Raw genomic sequence first — 23,149 nt, 5'->3', positions numbered from 1 at the left:
GATGAAGAACAACAGGCACAACAGGACAACACCCCGACCGCCATGCCGCGGCTGGATGCTCGCTGCTTCCTGCCTGTTCGTGAATCTGGGCACGAGTCCTGGCGCACGGGCCGCCGGCCATTTCGACGTGGACGACGCCAGCACCCTCGACCCGGGCCAATGCCAGTACGAGACCTGGTGGAGCCGCACGGGCACGGAGCCGGTCACGGGGTTCCACCTCGGGCCCGCCTGCCGGGTCGGTCCCGTCGAGCTGGGCCTGAACTTCGACCGCACCTCGGTGCAGGGCGTGCACTCGGTCACCGGCGGGCCGCAGGTCAAATGGAATTTCTACGGACAGGCGGCGGATGCGCCGTTCAGCGCCGCCGTGTCGGCCGGCATCGTGTCGGACCTGCGGCGCGGCGGCCGCATGGGCGGGCAGTTCGTCGTGCCGGTGACGTGGCGCCCGGCCAGCAGCCTGCAGGTGCACGTCAACCTCGGTGCCGACTGGGCGCAGGGCACCGGCCTTCGCACGCCGCGCGGCGGCGCGGGCGTCGAATGGGCGCTGAACGACACCGTGTCGCTCATCGCGGAACGCAACCGCGCGGCGGGCGTCTGGACTTCGCGCATCGGCGGGCGCTTCAGCCTCACGCCGCTGATCAGCGTGGACGTGAGCGCGTCGCGCACCGGGCCGCAGGGCGTGCGCGGCTTCGCGATCGGGCTGAACCACGAATTCACCTGGAAGTGAGCGGCGAGTGCCTGCCGCCGGAGGCGCTGTATCCGATTTCCGCGAATCGCATCGATGAGCCTGGTTGTCGATCGCGTATCCGGCCCTGCGCAATTTTTGATTCCGACTGCAAAAGATTTGGTGACAACCTCCCATGCCTGATCCCGTGACGACATCGCCCGTGCTGGACTTCAAGTTCGCCGCTCCTCCCCTCGATTCCGCGGCTCATCCTTCGGGCAACCCCTTGGGCATGGCGGCGCGCAACCGGACACCCAGGCCCGTGCGCAACCCGAACCTGCGCGGCCTGCAGTGCCTGCGGTGCGATGCGCTCTTCCCCCTCGCGCTGGCGCACGACGGATGTCCCGCGTGCAGGCGCGGAGGCCTTCACGTCGCGCTGCGCGCCAGCTACCTGCCCGGCGGCGCCGAAGCGATGCCCATGCCCTACACCTCCGGCTTCGCGCTGGGCGAAGGGCAGACGCCGCTGCAGGACGTGCCCGAGCTGGCGCAGCAGTTCGACGTGGGGCGGCTGGCCATCAAGGACGAGTCCTGCAACCCCACCGGCTCGCACAAGGACCGCATGACCGCGGTGGGCGTGGCGCAGGCGCTCGATTTCGACGCCCACACGCTGGTGCTGGCCTCGTCGGGCAACGCGGCCGTGTCGGCGGCGCACTATGCATGGGCCGCGGGCCTGGGCTGCGAAGTGGCCACCTACGAAGGCATGCCGGCCACCTATGCGCGGCAGCTCGACGCACTCGGCGCGCGGCGCTATGTGTTCGCCGACAACGCGGGCCGCTGGGCCTTCGTGCGCGAGCGTGCGCAGCACCCCGGCTACTTCGCGCTGACCAACTACCGCCTGCCCGCGCTGGGCAGCGCGCCGCTGGCGATCGAAGGCTACAAGCCGATCGCGCTCGAATGCGTGGCCGATGGCGGGTTGCCGGACCACATCGTGATTCCCACCGCGCGCGGCGACCTGGCCTGGGGCATCTACGCGGGCTTTCGCGACCTGCTGGCCGCGGGGCGCATCGCACGCCTGCCGAGGCTCTGGCTCGTGGAGCCGTTCCCGCGCCTGGCGCGCGTGCTCGCGGGCGGCCCCCTCAACGACAGCTACCCGGGCCACACCGCGCAGTTCTCCACCGCCGGAGCCACCGTCACCTACCTGCAATGGCAGGCCGCCGCCGCGACGGGCGGCGGCGCGGTGGTCGTGGGCGACAACGAAGCGCGCGCCGCGCGGCGGCTGCTCTCGGCCTCCGGCATCAGCGCCGAGCTGTGCGCGGCCGGCGGCCTGGCCGCCCTGCGGCAGCTGCGAGAGAGCAACGCCGTCGCGGCCGACGCGCATGTGGTGCTGATGCTGACCGCCAGCGCGGCCGGCGATCCGAGCTGGCCCGACCGTCCTGTCTAGCCTTCGGCCTGCAGCCGCAGTAGACGGCGAGCGCCTTACTTCGCGTCGCTATAGACCGTGGCGCGCGACACGCCCATGTGCGCCGCGGCAATCTCGGCGCCGCGGCGGACCTCCAGCAGGCCGGCCTTCTTCAGTTCCTGCACCAGCTGCTTGCGGTCGGCGGGCTTCAGTGAGCGCGAGGTGGTCGCGCGCGATGCCGCGAACTCGTCGATGCGCGCATGGATGCGGTCCGAGTGGTTGCCGCCGGTCTCGAGGTGCTCGTGCACATCCTTGTCGTCGATCTTCGTGAACTGCGAGATCGCGCCCTGGAAGCTCTGGAACAGCGTGAGGTCGACGTTGAGGCAGAGCGCGGCCACGTATTCGCCGCTGTCGTCCTTGATGCCGATGGACGTGCTCTTGACCTTGCGCCCGTCGGGAAAGGTGTTGGCGTAGTTCGCGATCACCGCCGGAAACTCCGGGTCGCGGATGCGCGCGAGGCCCAGCTCGGTGACCGGCTGGCCGACCTCGCGGCCGCTCAGGCTGTTCTCGATGGCGTAGATCGCGTTCTTCGGGTTGCTCAGGTCGTGCACCACCACTTCGCAGAAGGGCGCAAAGGTCTGGCCCAGGCCTTCGGCCATGTTGCGCAGCATGTCCAGGAGCTGCTTGTTCGGCTTCTTCTTCATGCCGTGGAATGTATCCAGCTCTGGACGGACAATCCAATTCATACAAAAAGTACAGTGTTGGATGTATTATCCAGTTTTGTACTGGAGCCCGCGAATGACCGCGAGAGAACGCGCACGCTATGTCGATCCCCGCACCGGCAGGCACTACGACCTGTCCGAACGCCGATGGCGCTCCGACGACGGCCACCCGATGATGGTCACGCCGCTGCCCGGCATCGGGCGCGACGACATCGATTCGCGCGTCCGCTCGCTGTGGCGCTATCGCGCGGCGCTGCCCGTGGCGATCGACCAGCCCGCGAGCATGGGCGAAGGCTGCACGCCGCTGGTGCAGAAGCGCTGGGGCGGCTTCGAGCCCTACTTCAAGCTCGAGTGGTTCAACCCGACCTGCAGCTTCAAGGACCGCGGCGCGGCGGTGATGATGTCTTTCCTGCGGCAGATCGGTGTCGATGCGGTGCTGGAAGACAGCTCGGGCAACGGTGGGGCGGCCATCGCCGCGGCCGGCGCGGCGGCGGGCATGCGCGTGAAGGTGCTCGCACCGAGCTACACGCCCGCGCCGAAGGTGGCGCAGATCCGCGCCTTCGGCGCCGAGGTGCAGCTGGTGCCGGGGCCGCGCGAAGAGTCCGAATACGAGGCGGTGCGCCAGTCGGAATCGATCTTCTATGCGAGCCACAACTGGCATCCGTTCTTCCTGCAGGGCACGAAGACGCTGGCCTACGAGCTGTGGGAAGACCTGGGCTTCACCGCGCCCGACAACGTCGTGATTCCGACCGGCGCGGGCAGCAATGTGCTCGGCTGCTGGATCGGCTTCAAGGAACTGCTGGCGGCGGGGCAGATCGCGAAGCTGCCCCGCATCTTCGTGGCGCAGCCGCTGAATTGCTCGCCGATCGATGCGAGCTTCCTGGCGGGGGCCGACACGCTGGTGGAGCGCATCGTGCGGCCGACGATTGCCGAAGGCACGGCGATCAAGCGGCCCGTGCGGCTGCGGGAAATCCTGCAGGCGCTGCGCGAGACGGATGGCAAGACGGTGGCGCTGACCGAAGAGCAGATCGCGGCGGCGGTGCGCCGGCTGGCAGCGAGCGGGCTTTACGCGGAGCCGACGTCCGCCTCGGCCGCGGCGGCCATCGAGGTGCTGGCGCAGCGCGGTGACATCAAGGCCAGCGAGACGACGGTCGCGTTGCTGACCGGCACCGGCCTGAAATCGACGCAGTTCATGACCGAGCTGTTCGGCAGCGCCGTCGCCGTGTAGCCAGCTACCAGGGCCACGCGATGCGTGTGCCCGTACCCGTTTCGTCGGCGCGCGCATGCAGCAGGCGCGCGACGGTCAGGTCCTGCAGCGCGAGGCCGGTCATGTCGAAGACGGTGATGTCGGCAGGGCCCCGCTCGAAGGGCGTCTTGCCGCTCAGCAGGTCGCCCAGTTCGATGCATGCCGTGTCGGGCGCCCATTGGGTTTCGCCGATCTGCTGCGCCTGCGTCCGGTCGTCGACGAACAGCCGCACGCGCGGCAGCAGGCCGTCAGGAAGTTCGCGCTTGCCCCGGGTGTCCGCGCCGACGCAGTTCAGGTGCGTGCCGGGCTGAACGGCTTCGAGATCGAAGAGCGCGCCGCCGCCCGGGGTGGCGGTGATCACGATGTCGCTCCGGGCGACTGCAGCGTTGCGGTCGGTGGCCGGCACGATGTTGCAGCGGCCGGCGAAATGCGCCTCGAACGCCGCATTGCGCTGGCCATTCGCGCTCACATAAAGAACCTCGCGCAGCAAGGGCATCAGCCGCAGCGCGAAGTCGAGCTGGATGCGCGCCTGCACGCCGGTGCCGAAGAGGCACAGCCGCGTGCTGTCGGCGCGTGCGAGCTGCTGCAGGCCGAGCCCGCCTGCCGCGCCGGTGCGCACGGTCGTCACCGTGTTGCCGTCGATGACGCACAGCGGCCGGCCGGTCGCGGGGTCGATCAGCAGGATCGTCGCCTGATGCGGCTCGCCGCCGCGCTGCCGGTTGGCAGGCCAGAAGCCCGCGGCCTTGAAGCCGAGCAGGCCCTGGGCCTGCACGTCGCCGGACTTGATGCCGAACACCCCGCCCGTGCGCAGCGGCTCGCGCACGACCGGAAAGACGCGGCCCTCGCGCTCGCTGTGCAGCACGAAGGCCTCGCGCACGGCCTGCAGCACATCGTCGGGGGAGAGGAGGGTGTCGACCTGGTGCTTGTCGAGCAGCAGGAGCTGGGCATTGGAAGGCGCGATCGCGGATGTCATCTGGAAATATTATCTACTTCCAGACAAAACATCAAACTTCGACGCATTGACCGACTGTCAGCGTCCGGTGTGAACCTTGATCCGGATGGTCGCCACGTCCCATCCCCGGTTCTTGAGCCGCGTCACCAGCATCGGCGACAGCTGGCGCAGCTTGGCGGCCGCGGCGCTGCCCTTGACCAGCAGGCACCAGACGTCGCCCTCCGCCGGTCCGGCCTGGATGGCGCTGCGCATGGCCGGCGGGATCAATCCCTCGACAGCCTTGAGCCGCTCCGCAGCGTCGCGTGCGCGCGCCATCAGGCTGCCCAGGGTGGGCGAGCCTTCCGCTGCGTCCTGCAGCGAGATGGGAGGGGGCGTGCGGCGATACATGGGTAATCCAGGGGTTAGAAACAAGACAGCTAAAATGCCCGGTTTGCCGGCGTTCGCGCCGGAAAAAGGCCGCTTGCTTCAAGCTTGATTTTGAAGCGGGTGCGCCCAACTGCTTTCACCATATCTTAGGGAATCCGGTCGCAGTGCCTGCCGTATCAGGCGCCCGCCCATCTCCACCCAATGGCAACCAACTTCCTGACCCAGATCTTCGGCAGTCGCAACGACCGGCTCCTCAAGCAGTATCGCAAGACGGTGGAACGCATCAATGCGCTCGAACCCGAGTTCGAGAAGCTCAGCGACGATGCGCTGCGCGCCAAGACACAGGAGTTCAAGGACCGCATCGCCAAGGGCGAAACGCTCGACGACCTGCTGCCGGAAGCCTTCGCCACCGTGCGCGAAGGCTCCAAGCGCGTCATGAAGATGCGCCACTTCGACGTCCAGCTGCTCGGCGGCATGGCGCTGCATAACGGCAAGATCTCCGAAATGCGCACCGGTGAAGGCAAGACGCTGACCGCCACGCTGCCGGTGTACCTGAATGCGCTGTCGGGCCAGGGCGTGCACGTGGTCACGGTGAACGACTACCTGGCCAACCGCGACGCGACCTGGATGGGCCGCCTCTACAACTTCCTCGGCCTCTCGGTGGGCATCAACCTGCCGCAGATGCCGCGCGAGGAAAAGCAGGAGGCCTACCGCAGCGACATCACGTACGGCACGAACAACGAATACGGCTTCGACTACCTGCGCGACAACATGGTCTACGAGCCCGGCGACCGGGTCCAGCGCGGGCTGAACTACGCGATCGTCGACGAAGTGGACTCGATCCTGATCGACGAGGCCCGCACACCGCTGATCATCAGCGGCCAGGCCGAAGACCACACCGACCTCTACCTGGCCATCAACAAGGTGGTGCCGTTGCTCACCAAGCAGGAAGGCGAAGCCGATCCGCGCACGGGCGAGGGCGTCACGGTGCCCGGCGACTTCACGGTCGACGAGAAGACGCACCAGGTGTTCCTGACCGAAGACGGCCACGAGAACGCCGAGCGCATCCTGGGCGAACTGAAGCTGATTCCCGAGGGCGCGTCGCTCTACGACCCGGCCAACATCACGCTGATGCATCACCTGAATGCGGCGCTGCGTGCACGCCACCTGTACCACCGCGACCAGCACTACGTGGTGCAGCAGGGCGAGGTGGTCATCGTCGACGAATTCACCGGCCGCCTGATGACGGGCCGCCGCTGGAGCGATGGCCTGCACCAGGCCGTGGAAGCCAAGGAAGGCGTGGAGATCCAGGCCGAGAACCAGACGCTGGCTTCCATTACCTTCCAGAACTACTTCCGCCTATACGGCAAGCTGGCCGGCATGACCGGCACGGCCGACACCGAAGCCTACGAGTTCCAGGAGATCTACGGCCTCGAGACCGTCATCATCCCGCCCAACCGCGTGAGCAAGCGCGAAGACCAGCTCGACCGCGTCTACAAGACGACGCGCGAGAAGTACGAGGCGGCCATCCAGGACATCCGCGAATGCTACGAGCGCGGCCAGCCGGTGCTGGTGGGCACCTCGTCCATCGAAAACTCGGAAATCATCGACGGCCTGCTCACGCAGGTGGGCCTGCCGCACCAGGTGCTGAATGCCAAGCAGCATGCGCGCGAAGCCGACATCGTGGCGCAGGCCGGCCGCACGAAGATGATCACCATCGCGACCAACATGGCCGGCCGCGGCACCGACATCGTGCTGGGCGGCAACATCGAGAAGATGATCGAGGCCATCGAGGCCGACGAAGGCCGCGATGAAGCCACCAAGCAGGCCGACATCGCGCACGTGCGTGCCGAGTGGACCAAGGACCACGAGTTCGTCAAGTCGCTCGGTGGCCTGCGCATCATCGCGACCGAACGCCATGAATCGCGCCGCATCGACAACCAGCTGCGCGGCCGTTCGGGCCGCCAGGGTGACCCGGGCTCCTCGCGCTTCTATCTGAGCCTGGACGATCCGCTGATGCGCATCTTCGCGGGCGACCGCGTGAAGGCGATCATGAACCGCCTGAAGATGCCCGACGGCGAAGCCATCGAGGCCGGCATCGTCACGCGCAGCATCGAGAGCGCGCAGCGCAAGGTCGAGGCGCGCAACTTCGACATCCGCAAGCAGCTGCTCGAATACGACGACGTGTCGAACGACCAGCGCAAGGTGATCTACCAGCAGCGCAACGACATCCTCGACGCGGGCGACCTCACGGCGCAGATCGCGGCGCTGCGTGAAGGCTGCTTCACCGACCTCGTGCGCCAGTACGTGCCCAGCGAATCGGTCGAAGAGCAGTGGGACCTGGACGGGCTCGAGAAGAGCCTGTTCAACGAGTGGGGCATCGACATGCCGCTCAAGAAGGAAGTCGAAGCCTCGGACGCCATCGCCGACGAGGACATCGTCGAGAAGGTGCTCAAGAATGCCAACGAAACCTTCGACGCCAAGGTCGCATTGATCGGCCAGGAGAACTTCACCCAGTTCGAGCGCATGGTGCTGTTGCAGAGCATCGACACCCACTGGCGCGAACACCTGGCCTCGCTCGACTACCTGCGCCAGGGCATCCACCTGCGCGGCTATGCGCAGAAGCAGCCCAAGCAGGAGTACAAGCGCGAAGCCTTCGAGCTCTTCGGCCAGCTGCTCGACTCGGTGAAGAACGAAGTCACGCGCCAGCTGATGACGGTGCGCGTGCAGTCGGGCGAGCAGCTCGAGGAAGCCGCGGAAGCGATGGAAAGCCGCGGCGAGAACGTCTCGAACATCACCTACTCGGCACCGACCGAGACGGGCGAGGTCGAGGTCCGCGTCGACGAGGAAAACCAGCGCCGCATCGCGGCTGCCGGCCTGGGCGCGCTCAGCGCGGAGGCCGCGGCTTTCGCGCGCGTCGGCCGCAACGATCCGTGCCCCTGCGGCAGTGGCAAGAAGTACAAGCAGTGCCACGGCAAGCTCAGCTGACCCCGCAACCCATTCGTTAGAGAAATCGCCATGCCAGTGAATCTGTCCGCCCCCGATCCTGCCGCCTTGTTCGCGGTGCCCGGCGTCCGCATCGGCGTGGCCGAAGCGGGCGTGCGAAAAGCCAACCGCAAGGACCTGACGGTCGTGCTGATCGACGAGGGCTCGGCGGTCGGCGGGGTGTTCACCCAGAACCGTTTCTGCGCCGCGCCGGTGCAGGTCTGCCGCGACCATCTGGCCGCGAACTACGGCATCCGCGCGATGGTGATCAACACCGGCAATGCGAACGCCGGCACGGGCGAAGACGGCCTGATGCGCACGCGCTCCACCTGCATTGCGCTCGCGCGCAAGCTGGAAATCGCGCCTGAGCAGATCCTGCCGTTTTCCACCGGCGTGATCATGGAGCCGCTGCCCGTCGACCGCATCGAGGCGGGCCTGCCTGCTGCACTGGCCGATGCCGATGCGAACCACTGGGCGCGCGCGGCCGAGGGTATCATGACCACCGACACGATCCCCAAGGCCTTCAGCCAGCGGGTGCAGATCGGCGATGCCACGGCCACCATCACCGGCATCAGCAAGGGCGCCGGCATGATCCGTCCGAATATGGCGACCATGCTGGGCTTCATGGCGACCGACGCGAAGATCGATCCCTCGCTGATCCAGCCGTTGGCCAGGCTGTTGGCCGACGCCTCGTTCAACCGCGTGACCATCGACGGCGACACCTCGACCAACGACTCGTTCGTGGTCATCGCCACGCAGAAGGCGGCGCACGCCCCCATCACCTCGCTCGACTCGGCCGATGGCCATGCGCTGGTGGCCGCGATGCAGAACGTGGCGCGCCAGCTGGCGCAAGCCATCGTGCGCGACGGCGAAGGCGCGACCAAGTTCATCACCATCCAGGTCGATGGCGGCAAGGACGCTGCCGAGTGCAGGCAGGTGGCGTACGCCGTGGCGCATTCGCCGCTGGTCAAGACGGCCTTCTATGCCAGCGACCCGAACCTGGGCCGCATCCTCGCGGCCGTCGGCTATGCGGGCATCGCCGACCTCGACCAGACCGGCATCGACCTGTTCCTCGACGACGTGCACGTGGCGGTCAAGGGCGGGCGCAACCCGTCGTACCGTGAGGAAGACGGCCAGCGAGTGATGAAGCAGAGCGAGATCACGGTGCGTATCGGCCTGGGCCGCGGCAATGCCAGCGAAACCGTGTGGACCTGCGACTTCAGCCACGAATACGTGACGATCAACGCCGATTACCGGTCATGAACGAGCAGTTCCAGAAGCTGCTCGAGCGCGCCGAACAGCTGATCGGCCGCATCGAGTCGATCCTGCCGCAGCCGCTGTCGGCCCCCGCCGACTGGAACGCGTCGATCGCCTGGCGTTACCGCCGCCGCAGCTCGGGCCATGGCGTGCTCGAGCCCGTGAAGCACGTGGCCGCGATGGCGCTCGACAGCCTGAAGGAAATCGACGTCCAGAAGGAAAAGATCGAGCGCAACACGCGCCAGTTCGTCGAAGGCAAGCCGGCCAACAACGTGCTGCTGACAGGCGCGCGTGGCACGGGCAAGTCGTCGCTGATCCGCGCCTGCCTGCAGGCCTACGCGCCGCAGGGCCTGCGGTTGATCGAGGTCGACAAGGCCGAGCTGACCGATCTGCCCGACATCGTCGAGGTGGTCTCGCAGCGGCCCGAGAAGTTCATCGTGTTCAGCGACGACCTGAGCTTCGACGAGGGCGAGCCGGGATACAAGGCGCTGAAGTCGATCCTCGACGGCTCGATTGCGGCGTCGACGCCCAACGTGCTGATCTACGCGACCAGCAACCGGCGCCACCTGCTGCCCGAGTACATGAAGGACAACCTCTCGTACACCCACACCGAGGATGGCGAGGTGCATCCAGGTGAAGTGATCGAGGAAAAGATCTCCCTGTCGGAGCGCTTCGGCCTCTGGGTGAGTTTCTATCCCTTCAGCCAGAACGAGTACCTGGCGATCGTCGCGCAGTGGCTCTCGTCGTTCGACGTGGACAAGGCTGCGATCGAGGCCGCGCGGCCCGAGGCGCTGGTCTGGGCGCTGGAGCGCGGCTCGCGCAGCGGCCGCGTGGCCTACCAGTTCGCGCGCGACTACGCAGGCCGGAGCAACGCGTGACCGAAGCGCGCAAGCACACCGAGGTCGCGGTCGGCGTGCTGATCCGCCTGTCCGACGACGCACTGCTGCTCTCGACCCGGCCCGAAGGCAAGGCCTATCCGGGCTACTGGGAGTTTCCCGGCGGCAAGATCGAGGCGGGCGAGACGGTCGAACAGGCATTGCGGCGCGAGCTGCATGAAGAACTCGGCATCACCATCGACGGCGCCGAAGTCTGGAAGGTCACGGAGCACGACTACCCGCATGCGCTGGTGCGCCTGCACTGGTGCAAGGTCACGGCCTGGAGCGGCGAGTTCGAGATGCGCGAGGGCCAGCAGATGGCCTGGCAACAGCTGCCGCTGGAGGTGGCGCCGGTGCTGCCGGGTGCCTTCCCGGTGCTGCAGTGGCTGTGCGAAGAGCGTGGCCTGCCGTTCGTGGCGCCGCCGGTTGTCGCGCCGGCTTCCTGATTGATGCACCCCAAGTACCGTCCGGACATCGACGGGCTGCGCGCGATCGCGGTGGGCTCCGTGCTGGTCTATCACGCCTTCCCGAAGGCGCTGATGGGCGGTTTCGTCGGGGTCGACATCTTCTTCGTGATCTCGGGTTTCCTGATCACGACCATCATTCTCCAGAGCCTCGCGGCGGGCGACTTCACGTACCGCGACTTCTACGAGCGGCGCATCCGGCGGATCTTTCCGGCACTGATCGTGGTGCTGCTGGCGACGCTGCTTGCCGGCTGGTACCTGCTGCTGTCAGACGAGTTCGCCGAGTTGGGCAAGCAGACCGTGGGCGGCACGGCGTTCGTCGCCAACCTGGTGTTCTGGGGTGAAGCGGGCTATTTCGACACGGCCGCTGAAACCAAGCCGCTGCTGCACCTGTGGTCGCTGGGCATCGAGGAGCAGTTCTACATCTTCTGGCCGCTGCTGCTCGGGTTCGCATGGCGCAAGCGCTGGCCGATCGTGCGCATGGTGCTGGCGGTGGCGGCGGTCTCGTTCGTGGTGAACGTGGCGACGGTGCATCCGCTGCCGGCGGCGTCGTTCTACTCGCCGGCCTCCCGTTTCTGGGAGCTGATGGTCGGCGGCATCCTGGCCTGCATGCGGCTGAAGCCGCCGGCGCCGAGCGCATGGCGCAGCCATGTGCAGTCGGTGCTGGGCGTCGGGTTGATCGTGCTCGGCCTGGTGATGATCCGCAGCAACAAGGCGTTCCCGGGCTGGTGGGCGCTGTTGCCCACGCTGGGCGCGGTGAGCTGCATCGCCGCGGGGCCGGCCGGGGTGCTGAACAGGTACCTGCTGTCGAACCGGGTGATGGTGTGGGTCGGGCTCATCAGCTACCCGCTGTACCTGTGGCACTGGCCGCTGCTGGCGTTCGTGCGCATCGTGGAAGCCGATCCGCTGCATCCGGTGCCGGCCTACCGCGCTGCCGCGATGGTGGCGAGCGTGCTGCTCGCGTGGGCCACGTACCGCTTCGTGGAGCGCTTCGCGAGGAATCGCCCGGGGGCAGGCACGTTGAAGGCGCTGGGCGCCGGCATGGTGCTGGTGGCCGTGGCGGGCGCCGCGATCTTCCTGGGCGTGCCCGAGCCGCGCAACAGCAGCCCCAAGCTGCAGACGGTGGCCAACGCCACGCTGGACGCCGATTACTACGGGGGCTTCAAGCTCGACCAGATCGGCGAGCAACTGATCTACAAGGTCGGTGGCGGGCCCAAGCGGGTGCTGTTCCTGGGCGACAGCCACGTGCAGCAGTACGCGCCGCGCGTGATGGAGCTCGCACGCACGCTGGCGATGGAAGGCAAGTCGGCCTGGTTCGCGACCCAGGGCGCCTGCCCCGCGGTGCCCGGCGTGTACGCGGACAAGAACATCGGCTGCGCCGAGCGGCGCGACGCGATGCTGGCCTATGCGCTGGGCCCCGAGGTCGACTCGGTGGTGATCGGCGGCTGCTGGAACTGCTACTTCGTCGGCCAGGGCGCCACCGACTACTACTTCCGCGACAGCAGCAACAAGATCCACTCGTTCCAGAACGGCGACGGCATCGAGCGTTCGCTGGCTTCGATGGAGTTCACGCTGCGCGAGCTGGCGCGCCACAAGAAGGTCTACCTGCTGCTCGACAACCCTGCCGGCACCGAGTTTTCGCCGAAGCGCCTGATCGAGGGCAGCCGCCTGACGCACATGGAGGTCATGACCTCGACGCCGACGGCGCCGCTGCCGGCCGACCAGAAGCAGCTCAATGACCGGCTGCGCGCGATCGCGGCCGCGAGCGGGGCCGAAGCCATCGACGCGATGGCGGTGCTGTGCAAGGACGACCAGTGCCTGCGCACGATGCCCGACGGTTCGCCCGCCTACAAGGACGCCGACCACCTGCGCCCGCGCTACACCCGGGAAGAGGCGAGCTACTTCGACCGCACGGTGCGCACCGCGCCTGCCGCACAGCAGCCGTCGCGCTGAGCGGGCTCTCGCCAACCATGCATCCCAAGTACCGCCCCGACATCGACGGCCTGCGTGCCATCGCGGTGGGCTCGGTGCTGGCGTACCACGCCTTTCCGAGCCTGCTGCCGGGCGGCTTCATCGGGGTCGACATCTTTTTCGTGATCTCGGGCTTCCTGATCACGACCATTCTTTTGCAGAGCCTGGCTGCGGGCGATTTCAGCTACGGCGATTTCTATGCACGGCGCATCCGGCGCATCTTTCCGGCGCTGGTGCTCGTGCTGCTCGCGACGCTGGCTTTCGGCTGGTACGTGCTGCTGCCGGGCGAGTTCTCGCAGCTCGGCAAGCAGACCACCGGCGGGGCTGCCTTCTTCGCCAACCTCGTCTTCCTGGGCGAGGCGGGCTACTTCGACGCCACGGCGGAGACCAAGCCGCTGTTGCACCTGTGGTCGCTGGGCATCGAGGAGCAGTTCTATATCTTCTGGCCCTTGCTGCTGGGGCTGGCCTGGCGCAGGCGCTGGCCGATGCTGCGCGTGACGCTGGCGGTGGCGGTGATCTCGTTCCTGGTCAACGTGCTGACCGTGCAGCCGCACCGCGCGGCGGCGTTCTATTCGCCGCTGTCGCGTGCGTGGGAGCTGATGGCCGGCGGCCTGCTGGCGGCGATGCGGCTGAAGGCCGCCAGCAATGGTTCGGCGCAGCAGCGTCCGTGGACGAAGCATGTGCAGTCCGTCGTCGGCATGGGCCTGATCGTGCTCGGCCTCTTCATGACGCGCAGCACCAAGGCGTTTCCGGGCTGGTGGGCGCTGCTGCCGGTGCTGGGCGCCGTGAGCTGCATCGCCGCCGGCCCCAACGGCGTGCTCAACCGGTATCTGCTGTCGAACCGCGTCATGGTGTGGATCGGGCTGATCAGCTATCCGCTGTACCTCTGGCACTGGCCGCTGCTTTCGTATGCGCGCATCGTGGCGGGCGGGGAGCCGCCGCTGCAGGTGCGCATCGTGCTGGTGGCGGCTGCGGTGGTGCTGGCCTGGGCCACTTATCGTTTCCTGGAGCGCTTCGTCAAGCTTCATCTCTCGCAAGGCATGCTGCGCGGACTGGCGGGCAGCGGCGCGGCGCTGGCGCTGGCCGGCGCGCTGGTCTTCCTGGGTACGCCTCCTCCGCGCAACGACAGCCAGGCCCTGCAGGCGGTGGCCGACGCAACGCGCGAAGACAACTACTACGGCGGCTTCGAGGAGACCGCGCTGGGCGGGCAGTTCGTCTACCGCACCGGCAGCGGCAGGCACAACGTGCTGCTGATCGGCGACAGCCACGTCGAGCAATACGCACCGCGCGCGCTCGAGCTGGTGCGCACGCAGCCCGGCAAGGCCCGCACGGTGTACTTTGCGACCAAGGGCTCGTGCCCGCCCGTGCCCGGCCTGTTCAGCAGCGCCGACACGGGGTGCGAGGAACGGCGCCAGGCCGTGCTCGACCTGGCGCTCAAGCCGGACATCGATTCGGTGGTGATCGGGGGCTGCTGGAGCTGCTACTTCACTGGCGCGGGGCCCACGGTGAACTACTTCCTGGACGACAGGAAGGCCGTGCACCCGTTCCTCAACGGGGACGGCATCGAGCTGTCGCTGAAGTCGCTGGGCGAGGTGCTGAAGCGCCTGTCGGCGCACAAGACGGTCTACCTCGTGCTCGGCAATCCGGTCGGGATGGATTTCGATCCGCTCAAGCAGATCCAGGGCAGCCGACTCGGGGGCATGACGGCCGCCGGCGGACAGCTCAAGGCCCCGATGCCGCAAGACCAGGCCGTGCTCAATGCGCGGCTGAAGCAGGTGGCCGAGGCCAACGGCGCGCGGGTCATCGAGCCTTTTGCGAGCCTGTGCGCCGACGGCCAGTGCATTCGCAGCATGCCCGATGACGGTTCGCCGGCCTACAAGGACATCGGCCACCTCCGGCCCAGGTACGCACGCAGCTTCGCGACCTACATCGACCCTGCATTGCTCGACGAGGACGCCGGCGGCAAGTAGCCCTGCGGCCGCCTACTGGATCTTCGGGTCGCCGAAAGGCTCGTCGTCCGGCGGCGCTTCGGCCGGCATGCGGAATTCTTCGCTGGCCCAGGCGCCCAGGTCGACGCCCTTGCAGCGTGCGCTGCAGAAGGGCCTGTAGGCGTTGCTCGGCGCGTATATGCTGTCGCCGCCGCACGTGGGGCAGCGGACGATCCGCTCGCCCTTGCTGTTCAACCGCGTTGTCATGCGCAGAGGGTCAGCTCGAAGGGCGCGTCGTCCGAGCTTTGGTGAAGGCGATCGTCCGCGTCGTGGCGCATCAGGCGCACCGAGACCATGAGGCGGTTGCCGCTGATTTCAGGGATCAGGCCCAGCTTGGGATCGATGCGCAGGCGCAGCAGCTGGAAGCTGCGGCCCTGCGGCAGGTTCTGCTGGAACTGGCCGTTGCTGGCGATCACCTTGTAGGGCACGTCGGCATCGCGCAGCAGCTTGAGTAGCAGGTAGATCGACGAGGCCAGGGGCGAGAGCGTGTTCGACCAGCGTTCGAGATCGGCGCGGCGGCTGGCGGCGGGGCGGTGCTGCCAGGCGTAGTAGGCGGGCAGGTCGAACTCGCAGGTGCCGCCCGGAATGCCGGCGCGGCTGCGAATGCTCATGAGCCACTCGTTCTCCGTCAGCGCCTGGCCGGCCTTGCCGGCCACGCTGTTGAGGGCGGTGAAGTTGCCTTCGAGCTGGCCGACGACCTGGTCGAGCACGGCCTCGGCGATGGCCGGATTGCCCCGATAGCTGTTGAAGACGTTCTTGTGCTTGTCGAGGTCGCGCAGCACGTCGGCCTTGAGGTCGGCGCGCGCGGCGACGTCCATGATCTCGAAGATCGTGACCAGGGCGTAGTGATGGGACAGCGGCGATTCAGCGGGCACCAGTTCGCCGAGGCGGCGAAACAGGTGCTCCAGCCGCAGATACGTGCGGATGCGCTCGTTGAAGGGGTACTCGTAGAGGATCACGCGTTTCGTTTTTTCACGTCGGGTTCGGGCTCATTGCGATCTGGCCGCCGGTGCGGGCAACACCTCGCGCACAGCCTCCAGCATACGCTGGCCGAAAAGAATGTAACCCCGGGTCGAAACGTGGGTCTCGTTGGCGGGGAAAAGATCCTTCACCTTGAATCGGTTCTGCTCGGCCAGCGCAAACAGGTCCGGCCCGATATTTTGCGGGTTGAATGCGGCGCGGAATGCATCGGCATGGTTTTGTTGCAAATACACGGTGGTCTTGTTGGGCACGACCATCCACACCACCTTGTAGGGGGCGGCCGTGCGCTCGAAGCGCTTCATGAATTGCGCGGACTCGGCCGTCAGAGCCTCGTTGACGCGGTCTTCGGCGGTCATCAGCAGCTTGTTGCAAGCGCGGTGGCTGAACTGCTTGCAGCCATCGGGCACCACGCGCGCGTCGATCAGCGGACCCCAGCGCTCGGGCGTGTTGGTCCAGCTGTCGGAGGCCAGGATCTCCTTGGTGTTGTGGTACGTGAACCAGCCGCTGAGCAGCTGGGCGTCCCAGTTGAGCTGGAAGCCGGGCGCGGGCCTGGCCGGGTTCTCGAACGGCGGCGGCGTCGGCTTGAAGGCGTGCTTCATCGTCTTGCAGCTCTCGGACTTCTCGATGCGGTCCTGCAGCAGGCGCTCGATGCTCTCGACGATCACGACCTTGCCCTTGAAGCCCGACTTCTCGAGCCAGCTCGGGAAGTCGTCGCACAGCGTGCCGCCGAGATTGTCCCAATGGGTGGTCGTCATCTTGTAGCCTGCGCCCACGAGGGACGCCTGCCAGGCGTAGCGCACGGAGAAGCTGTCGCCGATCACCAGGATGTCGGATTCGTTGATTGGCCAGGTCTTGACGTCGGCATCGGGAATCGGCGGCGGTGGCACCTGCCAGCCGAACTCGCGCTCCGAGATGCGCCCGATGCGGGTCAGGTCGCCGTAGGGAACGGGGGTGAAGAGGCTGGCGACCAGCAGCGCGCAGCACACCAGGTAGCCCGCGGCGAAGATGCGAAGCCAGGTCCTGGCCGATTTCGTGTCTTCCATGTCAGAACTGGAAATAGAGGAAGGGGCTGTAGCTGCCGAACTTCGACACGCACAGGCCAAAAAGATAGACGCAACCCAGGCCCGTGACCCAGGTGGCCAGGCGCTGCAGGCGGGGGCGTCCGGCCAGGCCCGCGACGTTGGGAATCCAGCGGTCGAGCGTGATGGTGGGCGGCAGCGCCAGGCAGATCACCAAGCCGGCGAAGACGGTCTGGAAGAACTCGGGCTTGCGGAACGGCACGCGGAATTCGCTGAAGGCCGACACGGGCGCGCCGTGCAGGCCCAGCATGCCCTTGTAGATCTCGACCGCGGCCGTCATGCTGTCGGCCCGGAACACCACCCAGGCGATCATCACGCACAGGAAGGTGATGAACCAGCCGATCACGCGGCCGTACCAAGTGGTCTTGGTGTTGCCGCGGCGCACCTTGGCGTTCCAGAAGTGGTTGACCATCAGGTACGCGCCGTGCAGCGCGCCCCAGATGACGAAGGTCCAGGCCGCGCCGTGCCACAGGCCGCCCAGCAGCATCGTGAGAAAGAGATTGATGTAGCGCCGCGCCGGGCCCTTGCGGTTGCCGCCGAGCGGCACGTAGAGGTAGTCGCGCAGGAAAGTCGACAGCGAGATGTGCCAGCGCCGCCAGAACTCGATCATGTTGGTCGACTTGTAGGGCGACCTGAAATTGAGCGGCAGCTGCACGCCCACGCACAGCGACAGGCCCACCGCCATGTCGGAGTAGCCCGAGAAGTCGAAATAGATCTGCAGCGTGTAGGCCAGAACACCGAACCAGGCCGTGTACAGCGAGGGCATCACGCCTTCGTGCACGCCCTTGAACATCATGTCGGCGTACTGTCCCAGCGGGTCGGCGATCAGCATCTTCTTGGCCAGGCCGAAGACGAAGATGCCCAGTCCGAGCGCCACGTTGTTCGCGTTGAACCGGTAGGTGGCCGGATTGTTGAACTGCGGCATCATCTGCGCGTGATGCAGCACCGGGCCCGCGATCAGGTGCGGGAAGTAGGTCACGAACAGCGCGTAGTGGACGAAGCTGCGCTCATGCACCTTGCCCTGCCAGCAGTCGACCAGGAAGGCGATCTGCGTGAAGGTGTAGAACGAAATGCCGATCGGCAGCACGATGTGCACCAGGTCGATCTGCGAGAAGCCCGCGGCCGCCAGCCCGGCATCGACGTTTTCCAGGAAGAAGTTGGCGTACTTGAAGACGGCCAGCACACCGAGGTTGACCACCAGCGCGATGATCAGCAAGGCCTTGCGATGCTTGTCCTCGCGGCCCGGAGAAGGCGTCAGCCGCAGTCCGAACCAGTAGTTGATGCAGATCGATCCCAGCAGGAGGGGCAGTGCCTTGACGCTCCACCACCCGTAGAAGAACAGTGACGCCAGTGCCAGGAAACCCGCCGCCGACCGGGGGCTGCGCGTACCGATCAGGAAGAAGCCGATCAGGACCAGCGGGAAGAAAACGAAGATGAAGGGATACGAATTGAAAAGCATCGTGAGGGGCGCTGAGGCGTGCGCCGTTTGACGTGGTCGTCGTGTAGCCGTCGCGGCGTCAACCCCAAATTATCGCGTGCCTGCCCGGATCCACCGTTCCCAGAGACCCTGAACCTGCTGGCCGAGTTCCTCCAGCGTCAGGGACTCGTTGAAAATGACCGCATCGGCGGCGGCCCGGCGCGCCGGGCGCGTGGCCTGCTGGGCAATCACCGCCTTGACCGCTTCGGGGGCCCAGCCCGAGCGCGCGACGACGCGTTTCAGCTGCGTTTCCTCGGTGGCGTCGACCACCAGCACCCGGTCGACGAGGGTGCGCCAGCGGCCGGATTCGACGAGCAGGGGAACATCGAACACGACGACAGCGTCCTCGCCGGCCGCCGCGGCCAGGCGCTGGGTTTCGGCGCCGATCAAGGGGTGGAGGATGGATTCGAGGCGGGCCTTGGCACCTGCATCCGCGAACACGATCTGCCGCATGGCGGCCCTGTCCAGGCCCCCATCGGAGGCGATGATTTCGGCGCCGAAAGCGGCTTCGAGGGCCGGCATGGCGATGCCGCCCGGGAGCGCGATGGCCCGCGCGATGGCGTCGGTGTCCACCAGCACCGCCCCCTGGGCCACCAACAGCCCCGCGACGGTACTCTTGCCGCTGCCGATGCCGCCCGTCAGGCCGATGCGCCGCACCATGCGGTGTGTCAATGGATCAGTGCGCCGAGGGGAAAGGCGAACGGAATCCATTGCCTCACGATTTCGGGGCCCGCCACGAGGCAGACGAGGCCCGCGCCGGCCAGGAAGGGGCCGAAGGCGATGGGAATGTCCTTGTGCGCCAGTTTGCCGGCGACGCGCAGCGTCACGCCGATCACCGCGCCCACCAGCGAAGAGACGAGGATGATCGCGATGAGATAGTCGGCGCCGAGCCAGGCGCCCAGCGCGGCAAGCAATTTGAAGTCTCCATAGCCCATGCCTTCCTTGCCCGTGACCAGGCGAAAGCCATGGTACACAAGCCAGAGGCTCAGGTAGCCGAACACGGCACCCCAGACGGCAGAGTTCAGCGGCACGCCGGTCCAGCCCATGGCCGCACCGACCAGGCCGAGCCAGAGCAGGGGGTAGTTGAGCGAGTCGGGCAGGAACTGGGTGTCGAAATCGATCAGGAACTGACAGATCAGCAGGGCGCCGAATGCGGCCCAGAGCACCCCGGCCGGCGTGATGCCGAAACGCCAGGCGCAGAGCGCGAACAGCGCGCCCGTGACCAGCTCGACCAGCGGGTAGCGAGGACTGATCGAAGTCTTGCAAGACGCGCAACGCCCGCGCAGCACCAGATAGCTCAGCACGGGAATGTTCTCGTACCAGCGGATCTTGTGCCCGCAGTTTCCGCAGCGCGATGCGGGGCGCGTGAGGTCGAAAGGGGGCTGCGCTTCGAGGACCGCGGCGGCCTTGTCGGCCGCCGCTTCCAGCCCCGCGGGAGGCGACACTTTCGGACCGAAGGCCAGCGACCACAGCGAGGGCGCATCCTTCGACGGCATGAGGTTGGCAACGGCATCGGCGAGCCAGTCGCGATACATCATCACCGGCGTGCGGTAGATGACGACGTTCATGAAACTGCCGATCAATAGCCCCAGCACACCGGCGAACGCGGTGTCGAACTCCCTCGAAACGAGCATCAGACGACCTGGCCGAGCTTGAAGATGGGCAGGTACATCGACACCACGATGCCGCCGATGATGGTGCCGAGGAACACGATGATGATGGGCTCCATCAGGCTCGAGAGGCCCGCGACCATGTCGTCCACTTCGGATTCGTAGAAGTCGGCGGCCTTGCCCAGCATGTGGTCGATGGAGCCCGACTCTTCGCCGATGGCGGTCATCTGGATCACCATGGAGGGGAACAGATTGGCGTTGGTCATGGCCGAGGTGAGGCTGGTGCCTGTGGAAACCTCCTGCTGGATTTTCGCCGTGGCGTCGCCATAGACGCTGTTGCCCGAGGCGCCGCCCACCGAGTCGAGGGCTTCGACGAGGGGGACGCCTGCCGCGAACATGGTGGCCAGCGTGCGGGTCCAGCGTGCCACGCAGGATTTCTCGATCAAGGTACCGAAGATTGGAATGCGCAGCAGCAGGCGGTCCATGACCTTCTGCACGCGCTCGTTGCGCTTCCACGCCTGCATGAAGAAGTAGAGGCCGCCGCCGATGCCGCCGAAGATCAGCCACCAGTACGAGACGAAGAATTCGCTCATGGCCATCACGAACAGCGTTGGCGCAGGAAGGTCGGCTCCGAACGAAGTGAACACCTGCTTGAACGCAGGAATCACGAAGATCATGATGATCGCGACCACCACGAAGGCCACGACCACCACCGAGGTCGGGTACATCAACGCCGACTTGATCTTGGATTTGATCGCCTCGGTCTTCTCCATGTACGTGGCAAGGCGGTCCAGCAGGTCTTCCAGAATACCGGCCGCTTCGCCGGCCTCCACCAGGTTGCAGTAGAGATTGTCGAAATACTTCGGGAACTTGCGGAAGGCGGCCGACAGCGAGGTGCCGGTTTCCACGTCGCTGCGGATGTCGTTGAGGAGCTTGGCCACGCTCGCGTTCGCATTGCCGCGCCCGACGATGTCGAAGGACTGCATCAAGGGCACGCCGGCCTTCATCATGGTCGCCAGCTGGCGCGTGAAGATGGCGATGTCCTTGGGCTTGATCGCCTTGCCGGAGCGCATGCGGCGCTTCTTGATCTTGGAGGCGAGCACGCCCTGGCGGCGCAGTGCGGCCTGTACCTGGTTTTCGCCGGCGGCCCGAAGTTCGCCGCGCACCGCCTTGCCGTTGCGGTCCTTGCCTTCCCATTCGAAGACAAATTCCTTGTGCGTGGGCTGGGAGCGGGTGGATGCCACTGTTGCCATTCGATCTCCGGTTCTCAGTGTGTGTTCGTTATTCGTTGGTGCAGGCCACCACTTCTTCCAGCGAAGTGAGACCTTGCATGACTTTTCGCAGACCCGACTGGCGCAGCGAACGCACGCCTTCTTTTTCGGACTGCTGAGCGATGTCGAGCGCGCTACCGTCGCGCAGGATGATTTCCTGGATGGCTTCCGAGATCGGCATCACCTGGTAGATGCCCACGCGGCCCTTGTAGCCGCCGTTGCAGGCGGAGCAGCCGACGGGGCGGTAGGGCTTCCAGGTGCCGTCCAGATCTTCTTCCCTGAACCCTGCGTCGAGCAGCGTTTCGCGCGGAACGTCGGCCGGCATGCGGCAGAGGGTGCACAGCCGCCGGGTCAGGCGCTGTGCGGTGATCAGGATCACGCTCGATGCGATGTTGAACGGCGCGATACCCATGTTGCGCATCCGCGTGAGCGTCGTCGGCGCGTCGTTGGTGTGCAGCGTGGAGAGCACCAGGTGGCCCGTTTGCGCCGCCTTGATCGAGATGTCGGCGGTTTCGAGGTCGCGAATTTCGCCGACCATGATGATGTCCGGATCCTGCCGCAGGAAGGCGCGCAGCGCGGCCGCGAAGGTCAGGCCCGCCCGTTCGTTGACGTTGACCTGGTTGACCCCGGGCAGGTTGATTTCCGACGGATCTTCCGCCGTCGCGATGTTGACGCCCGGCTGGTTCAGCAGGTTCAGGCAGGTGTAGAGCGACACCGTCTTGCCGGAGCCCGTGGGGCCGGTCACCAGGACCATGCCGTAGGGCCGGCCGATGGCGTGAAGGAGCCGTGCCTTTTCGTCTGCGTCGTAGCCCAGAGCGTCGATGCCCAGGCGCGCGCTGCTGGGGTCAAGGACACGAATGACGATCTTCTCGCCGAACAGCGTGGGCAAGGTGCTCACGCGGAAGTCGATGACGCGATCGGGCCCGATCTTGAGCTTCATGCGGCCGTCCTGCGGCACGCGCTTTTCCGAGATGTCGAGCCGAGAGATGACCTTGATGCGCGAGGCCAGCTTGTCCTTGATGACGGTGGGCGGGCTGGCGATTTCGCGCAGCTCGCCGTCGATCCGGAACCGCACGCGGTACTGGTGCTCGTAGGGCTCGAAATGGATGTCCGATGCGCGCATGCCGATCGCGTCGAGCAGCATCTTGTGGAGAAAACGCACGACCGGTGCGTCTTCGACTTCGGCGACCGCCTGCTCGTTGCTGTCGCCCGAGGTGTCGGCCGTGACGTCATCGAACTCGAACTCGCTGCCGACGATGTTGTTGATCGTTTCCGCTGCACTGACGGCGGCGGCTTCGATCATTCGCGACAGCTTGTCGTATTCCGCGATGACCCAGTCGACGCCCATCTGGGAAGCGAACTTGATCTTCTCTGCCGCCTGTTGGTCCGAGGGGTCGGCTGTTGCAACAATCAGACGGTTGTTGCGCTTGCTGAGGACGACGATGCGGTACGCGTGGCACAGCTTCGGGTCGAGCAGGTCCTTGGGCAGGCGCTGGGGATCGATTGCGTCGAGGTCGAGCAGCGGGGCGCCGAAGGCGGTGGAAAGGGTGTGGGCGAGATCGGCGGCCGAGACGGCGCCAGAGCCGGTCAGCTCCGCGATGAAGCTGGTGCGGCCGCTCAGGGACTTCTGGTAGATGTCCTCGGCCGCCCTGGCAGGAAGCTTGCCTGCCGACACCAGGGCGCGAGCAAGCCCGGGGAGGGCAATCTGCGAGGTTTCTTTAACTGGAAGTTCGGCTGCGGCCATTCAACGAATGAAAAAGATGTGAAAAAATGCTTCACGATCATCGCTGAACAGGCCTTTGCTGTAAATCGCTACACAGCAACAGGCATGGCCATTTATTTATG

Annotated in this window: 20 protein-coding genes; 9 read left to right on the top strand and 11 right to left on the bottom strand. The window is 66.5% G+C overall.

What is annotated here, in order from left to right; all coding sequences use genetic code 11:
- Position 1: 1 nt before the first annotated feature.
- Positions 2 to 724 (top strand): PA4824 family protein, encoded by a 723-nt coding sequence (locus ACEOAB_RS22220; protein ID WP_495653116.1) that lies wholly within the window; start codon positions 2 to 4, stop codon positions 722 to 724.
- Between the two features lie 133 nt (positions 725 to 857).
- Positions 858 to 2,102 (top strand): threonine synthase, encoded by a 1,245-nt coding sequence (locus ACEOAB_RS22215; protein WP_495653115.1) that lies wholly within the window; start codon positions 858 to 860, stop codon positions 2,100 to 2,102.
- A gap of 35 nt (positions 2,103 to 2,137) precedes the next feature.
- Here the strand turns inward: ACEOAB_RS22215 and ACEOAB_RS22210 are convergent, their stop codons facing one another.
- Positions 2,138 to 2,764, bottom strand: coding sequence for a helix-turn-helix transcriptional regulator (locus ACEOAB_RS22210; RefSeq protein WP_056594086.1), 627 nt, complete (start codon positions 2,762 to 2,764; stop codon positions 2,138 to 2,140).
- Positions 2,765 to 2,858: 94 nt separating this feature from the next.
- Between ACEOAB_RS22210 and ACEOAB_RS22205 the strand changes: the two genes are divergently transcribed.
- Positions 2,859 to 4,010, top strand: a complete 1,152-nt coding sequence (locus ACEOAB_RS22205) for a threonine synthase (protein ID WP_413749495.1) — start codon at positions 2,859 to 2,861, stop codon at positions 4,008 to 4,010.
- A 4-nt stretch (positions 4,011 to 4,014) separates the two neighbouring features.
- Here the strand turns inward: ACEOAB_RS22205 and ACEOAB_RS22200 are convergent, their stop codons facing one another.
- Together ACEOAB_RS22200 and ACEOAB_RS22195 are read right to left on the bottom strand one after the other, a co-directional pair.
- Complete coding sequence (locus tag ACEOAB_RS22200; RefSeq protein WP_413749494.1) at positions 4,015 to 5,001, bottom strand: ornithine cyclodeaminase family protein; 987 nt, start codon at positions 4,999 to 5,001, stop codon at positions 4,015 to 4,017.
- A 57-nt stretch (positions 5,002 to 5,058) separates the two neighbouring features.
- Positions 5,059 to 5,367, bottom strand: a complete 309-nt coding sequence (locus ACEOAB_RS22195) for a hypothetical protein (RefSeq protein ID WP_007833220.1) — start codon at positions 5,365 to 5,367, stop codon at positions 5,059 to 5,061.
- A gap of 180 nt (positions 5,368 to 5,547) precedes the next feature.
- Here ACEOAB_RS22195 and secA point away from each other — a divergent pair, with 180 nt between their 5' ends.
- From secA to ACEOAB_RS22165, 6 genes are read left to right on the top strand one after another with little or no spacing between them, the layout of a single operon-like run.
- On the top strand, positions 5,548 to 8,334 hold the full coding sequence (secA, locus tag ACEOAB_RS22190; RefSeq protein ID WP_413749493.1) for a preprotein translocase subunit SecA: 2,787 nt from the start codon (positions 5,548 to 5,550) through the stop codon (positions 8,332 to 8,334).
- Positions 8,335 to 8,364: 30 nt separating this feature from the next.
- Entirely contained in the window at positions 8,365 to 9,594 is a 1,230-nt protein-coding gene (argJ, locus tag ACEOAB_RS22185) for a bifunctional glutamate N-acetyltransferase/amino-acid acetyltransferase ArgJ (RefSeq protein WP_413749492.1), read from the top strand.
- Positions 9,591 to 10,466: an ATP-binding protein gene (locus ACEOAB_RS22180; RefSeq protein ID WP_413749491.1), complete on the top strand. Its 876-nt coding sequence runs from the start codon at positions 9,591 to 9,593 to the stop codon at positions 10,464 to 10,466. Before argJ ends, ACEOAB_RS22180 begins: the two co-directional genes overlap by 4 nt.
- Positions 10,463 to 10,909: an NUDIX domain-containing protein gene (locus tag ACEOAB_RS22175; RefSeq protein ID WP_413749490.1), complete on the top strand. Its 447-nt coding sequence runs from the start codon at positions 10,463 to 10,465 to the stop codon at positions 10,907 to 10,909. Before ACEOAB_RS22180 ends, ACEOAB_RS22175 begins: the two co-directional genes overlap by 4 nt.
- A gap of 3 nt (positions 10,910 to 10,912) precedes the next feature.
- Positions 10,913 to 12,880: an acyltransferase family protein gene (locus tag ACEOAB_RS22170; RefSeq protein ID WP_413749489.1), complete on the top strand. Its 1,968-nt coding sequence runs from the start codon at positions 10,913 to 10,915 to the stop codon at positions 12,878 to 12,880.
- A gap of 17 nt (positions 12,881 to 12,897) precedes the next feature.
- Positions 12,898 to 14,868, top strand: a complete 1,971-nt coding sequence (locus tag ACEOAB_RS22165; protein ID WP_413749488.1) for an acyltransferase family protein — start codon at positions 12,898 to 12,900, stop codon at positions 14,866 to 14,868.
- Positions 14,869 to 14,880: 12 nt separating this feature from the next.
- On the opposite strand, the gene ACEOAB_RS22160 is transcribed toward ACEOAB_RS22165, so the two are convergent.
- From ACEOAB_RS22160 to pilB, 8 genes are all read right to left on the bottom strand, one after another.
- On the bottom strand, positions 14,881 to 15,093 hold the full coding sequence (locus tag ACEOAB_RS22160) for a DNA gyrase inhibitor YacG (protein ID WP_007833230.1): 213 nt from the start codon (positions 15,091 to 15,093) through the stop codon (positions 14,881 to 14,883).
- Entirely contained in the window at positions 15,090 to 15,845 is a 756-nt protein-coding gene (zapD, locus tag ACEOAB_RS22155; protein WP_056512709.1) for a cell division protein ZapD, read from the bottom strand. The genes ACEOAB_RS22160 and zapD overlap by 4 nt, the downstream gene beginning before the upstream one ends.
- A 30-nt stretch (positions 15,846 to 15,875) precedes the next feature.
- Positions 15,876 to 16,910 (bottom strand): hypothetical protein, encoded by a 1,035-nt coding sequence (locus ACEOAB_RS22150; protein ID WP_413749487.1) that lies wholly within the window; start codon positions 16,908 to 16,910, stop codon positions 15,876 to 15,878.
- A 1-nt stretch (position 16,911) separates the two neighbouring features.
- Complete coding sequence (locus tag ACEOAB_RS22145) at positions 16,912 to 18,405, bottom strand: MBOAT family O-acyltransferase (protein ID WP_413749486.1); 1,494 nt, start codon at positions 18,403 to 18,405, stop codon at positions 16,912 to 16,914.
- 69 nt (positions 18,406 to 18,474) lie between these two features.
- Positions 18,475 to 19,083 (bottom strand): dephospho-CoA kinase, encoded by a 609-nt coding sequence (gene coaE / locus ACEOAB_RS22140; RefSeq protein WP_413749485.1) that lies wholly within the window; start codon positions 19,081 to 19,083, stop codon positions 18,475 to 18,477.
- Positions 19,084 to 19,091: 8 nt separating this feature from the next.
- The gene (locus tag ACEOAB_RS22135) at positions 19,092 to 20,057 is read right to left on the bottom strand and encodes a prepilin peptidase (RefSeq protein ID WP_495653114.1); all 966 of its coding nucleotides are present in this window, start codon (positions 20,055 to 20,057) and stop codon (positions 19,092 to 19,094) included.
- On the bottom strand, positions 20,057 to 21,286 hold the full coding sequence (locus ACEOAB_RS22130; protein ID WP_007833240.1) for a type II secretion system F family protein: 1,230 nt from the start codon (positions 21,284 to 21,286) through the stop codon (positions 20,057 to 20,059). The genes ACEOAB_RS22135 and ACEOAB_RS22130 overlap by 1 nt, the downstream gene beginning before the upstream one ends.
- Positions 21,287 to 21,314: 28 nt before the next feature.
- Entirely contained in the window at positions 21,315 to 23,048 is a 1,734-nt protein-coding gene (gene pilB, locus ACEOAB_RS22125) for a type IV-A pilus assembly ATPase PilB (RefSeq protein WP_056594045.1), read from the bottom strand.
- Between the last annotated feature and the right edge of the window lie 101 nt (positions 23,049 to 23,149).

Source organism: Variovorax sp. Varisp53 (genome assembly GCF_059491555.1).
This window is presented reverse-complemented; position numbering and strand designations above follow the sequence as displayed.

Coding starts and splice junctions, on each gene's coding strand:
- ACEOAB_RS22220 (WP_495653116.1), top strand. CDS start 2: ATGAAGAACAACAGGCACAACAGGACAACACCCCGACCGCCATGCCGC.
- ACEOAB_RS22215 (WP_495653115.1), top strand. CDS start 858: ATGCCTGATCCCGTGACGACATCGCCCGTGCTGGACTTCAAGTTCGCC.
- ACEOAB_RS22210 (WP_056594086.1), bottom strand. CDS start 2,764: ATGAAGAAGAAGCCGAACAAGCAGCTCCTGGACATGCTGCGCAACATG.
- ACEOAB_RS22205 (WP_413749495.1), top strand. CDS start 2,859: ATGACCGCGAGAGAACGCGCACGCTATGTCGATCCCCGCACCGGCAGG.
- ACEOAB_RS22200 (WP_413749494.1), bottom strand. CDS start 5,001: ATGACATCCGCGATCGCGCCTTCCAATGCCCAGCTCCTGCTGCTCGAC.
- ACEOAB_RS22195 (WP_007833220.1), bottom strand. CDS start 5,367: ATGTATCGCCGCACGCCCCCTCCCATCTCGCTGCAGGACGCAGCGGAA.
- secA (WP_413749493.1), top strand. CDS start 5,548: ATGGCAACCAACTTCCTGACCCAGATCTTCGGCAGTCGCAACGACCGG.
- argJ (WP_413749492.1), top strand. CDS start 8,365: ATGCCAGTGAATCTGTCCGCCCCCGATCCTGCCGCCTTGTTCGCGGTG.
- ACEOAB_RS22180 (WP_413749491.1), top strand. CDS start 9,591: ATGAACGAGCAGTTCCAGAAGCTGCTCGAGCGCGCCGAACAGCTGATC.
- ACEOAB_RS22170 (WP_413749489.1), top strand. CDS start 10,913: ATGCACCCCAAGTACCGTCCGGACATCGACGGGCTGCGCGCGATCGCG.
- ACEOAB_RS22165 (WP_413749488.1), top strand. CDS start 12,898: ATGCATCCCAAGTACCGCCCCGACATCGACGGCCTGCGTGCCATCGCG.
- ACEOAB_RS22160 (WP_007833230.1), bottom strand. CDS start 15,093: ATGACAACGCGGTTGAACAGCAAGGGCGAGCGGATCGTCCGCTGCCCC.
- ACEOAB_RS22150 (WP_413749487.1), bottom strand. CDS start 16,910: ATGGAAGACACGAAATCGGCCAGGACCTGGCTTCGCATCTTCGCCGCG.
- ACEOAB_RS22145 (WP_413749486.1), bottom strand. CDS start 18,405: ATGCTTTTCAATTCGTATCCCTTCATCTTCGTTTTCTTCCCGCTGGTC.
- coaE (WP_413749485.1), bottom strand. CDS start 19,083: ATGGTGCGGCGCATCGGCCTGACGGGCGGCATCGGCAGCGGCAAGAGT.
- ACEOAB_RS22135 (WP_495653114.1), bottom strand. CDS start 20,057: ATGCTCGTTTCGAGGGAGTTCGACACCGCGTTCGCCGGTGTGCTGGGG.
- ACEOAB_RS22130 (WP_007833240.1), bottom strand. CDS start 21,286: ATGGCAACAGTGGCATCCACCCGCTCCCAGCCCACGCACAAGGAATTT.
- pilB (WP_056594045.1), bottom strand. CDS start 23,048: ATGGCCGCAGCCGAACTTCCAGTTAAAGAAACCTCGCAGATTGCCCTC.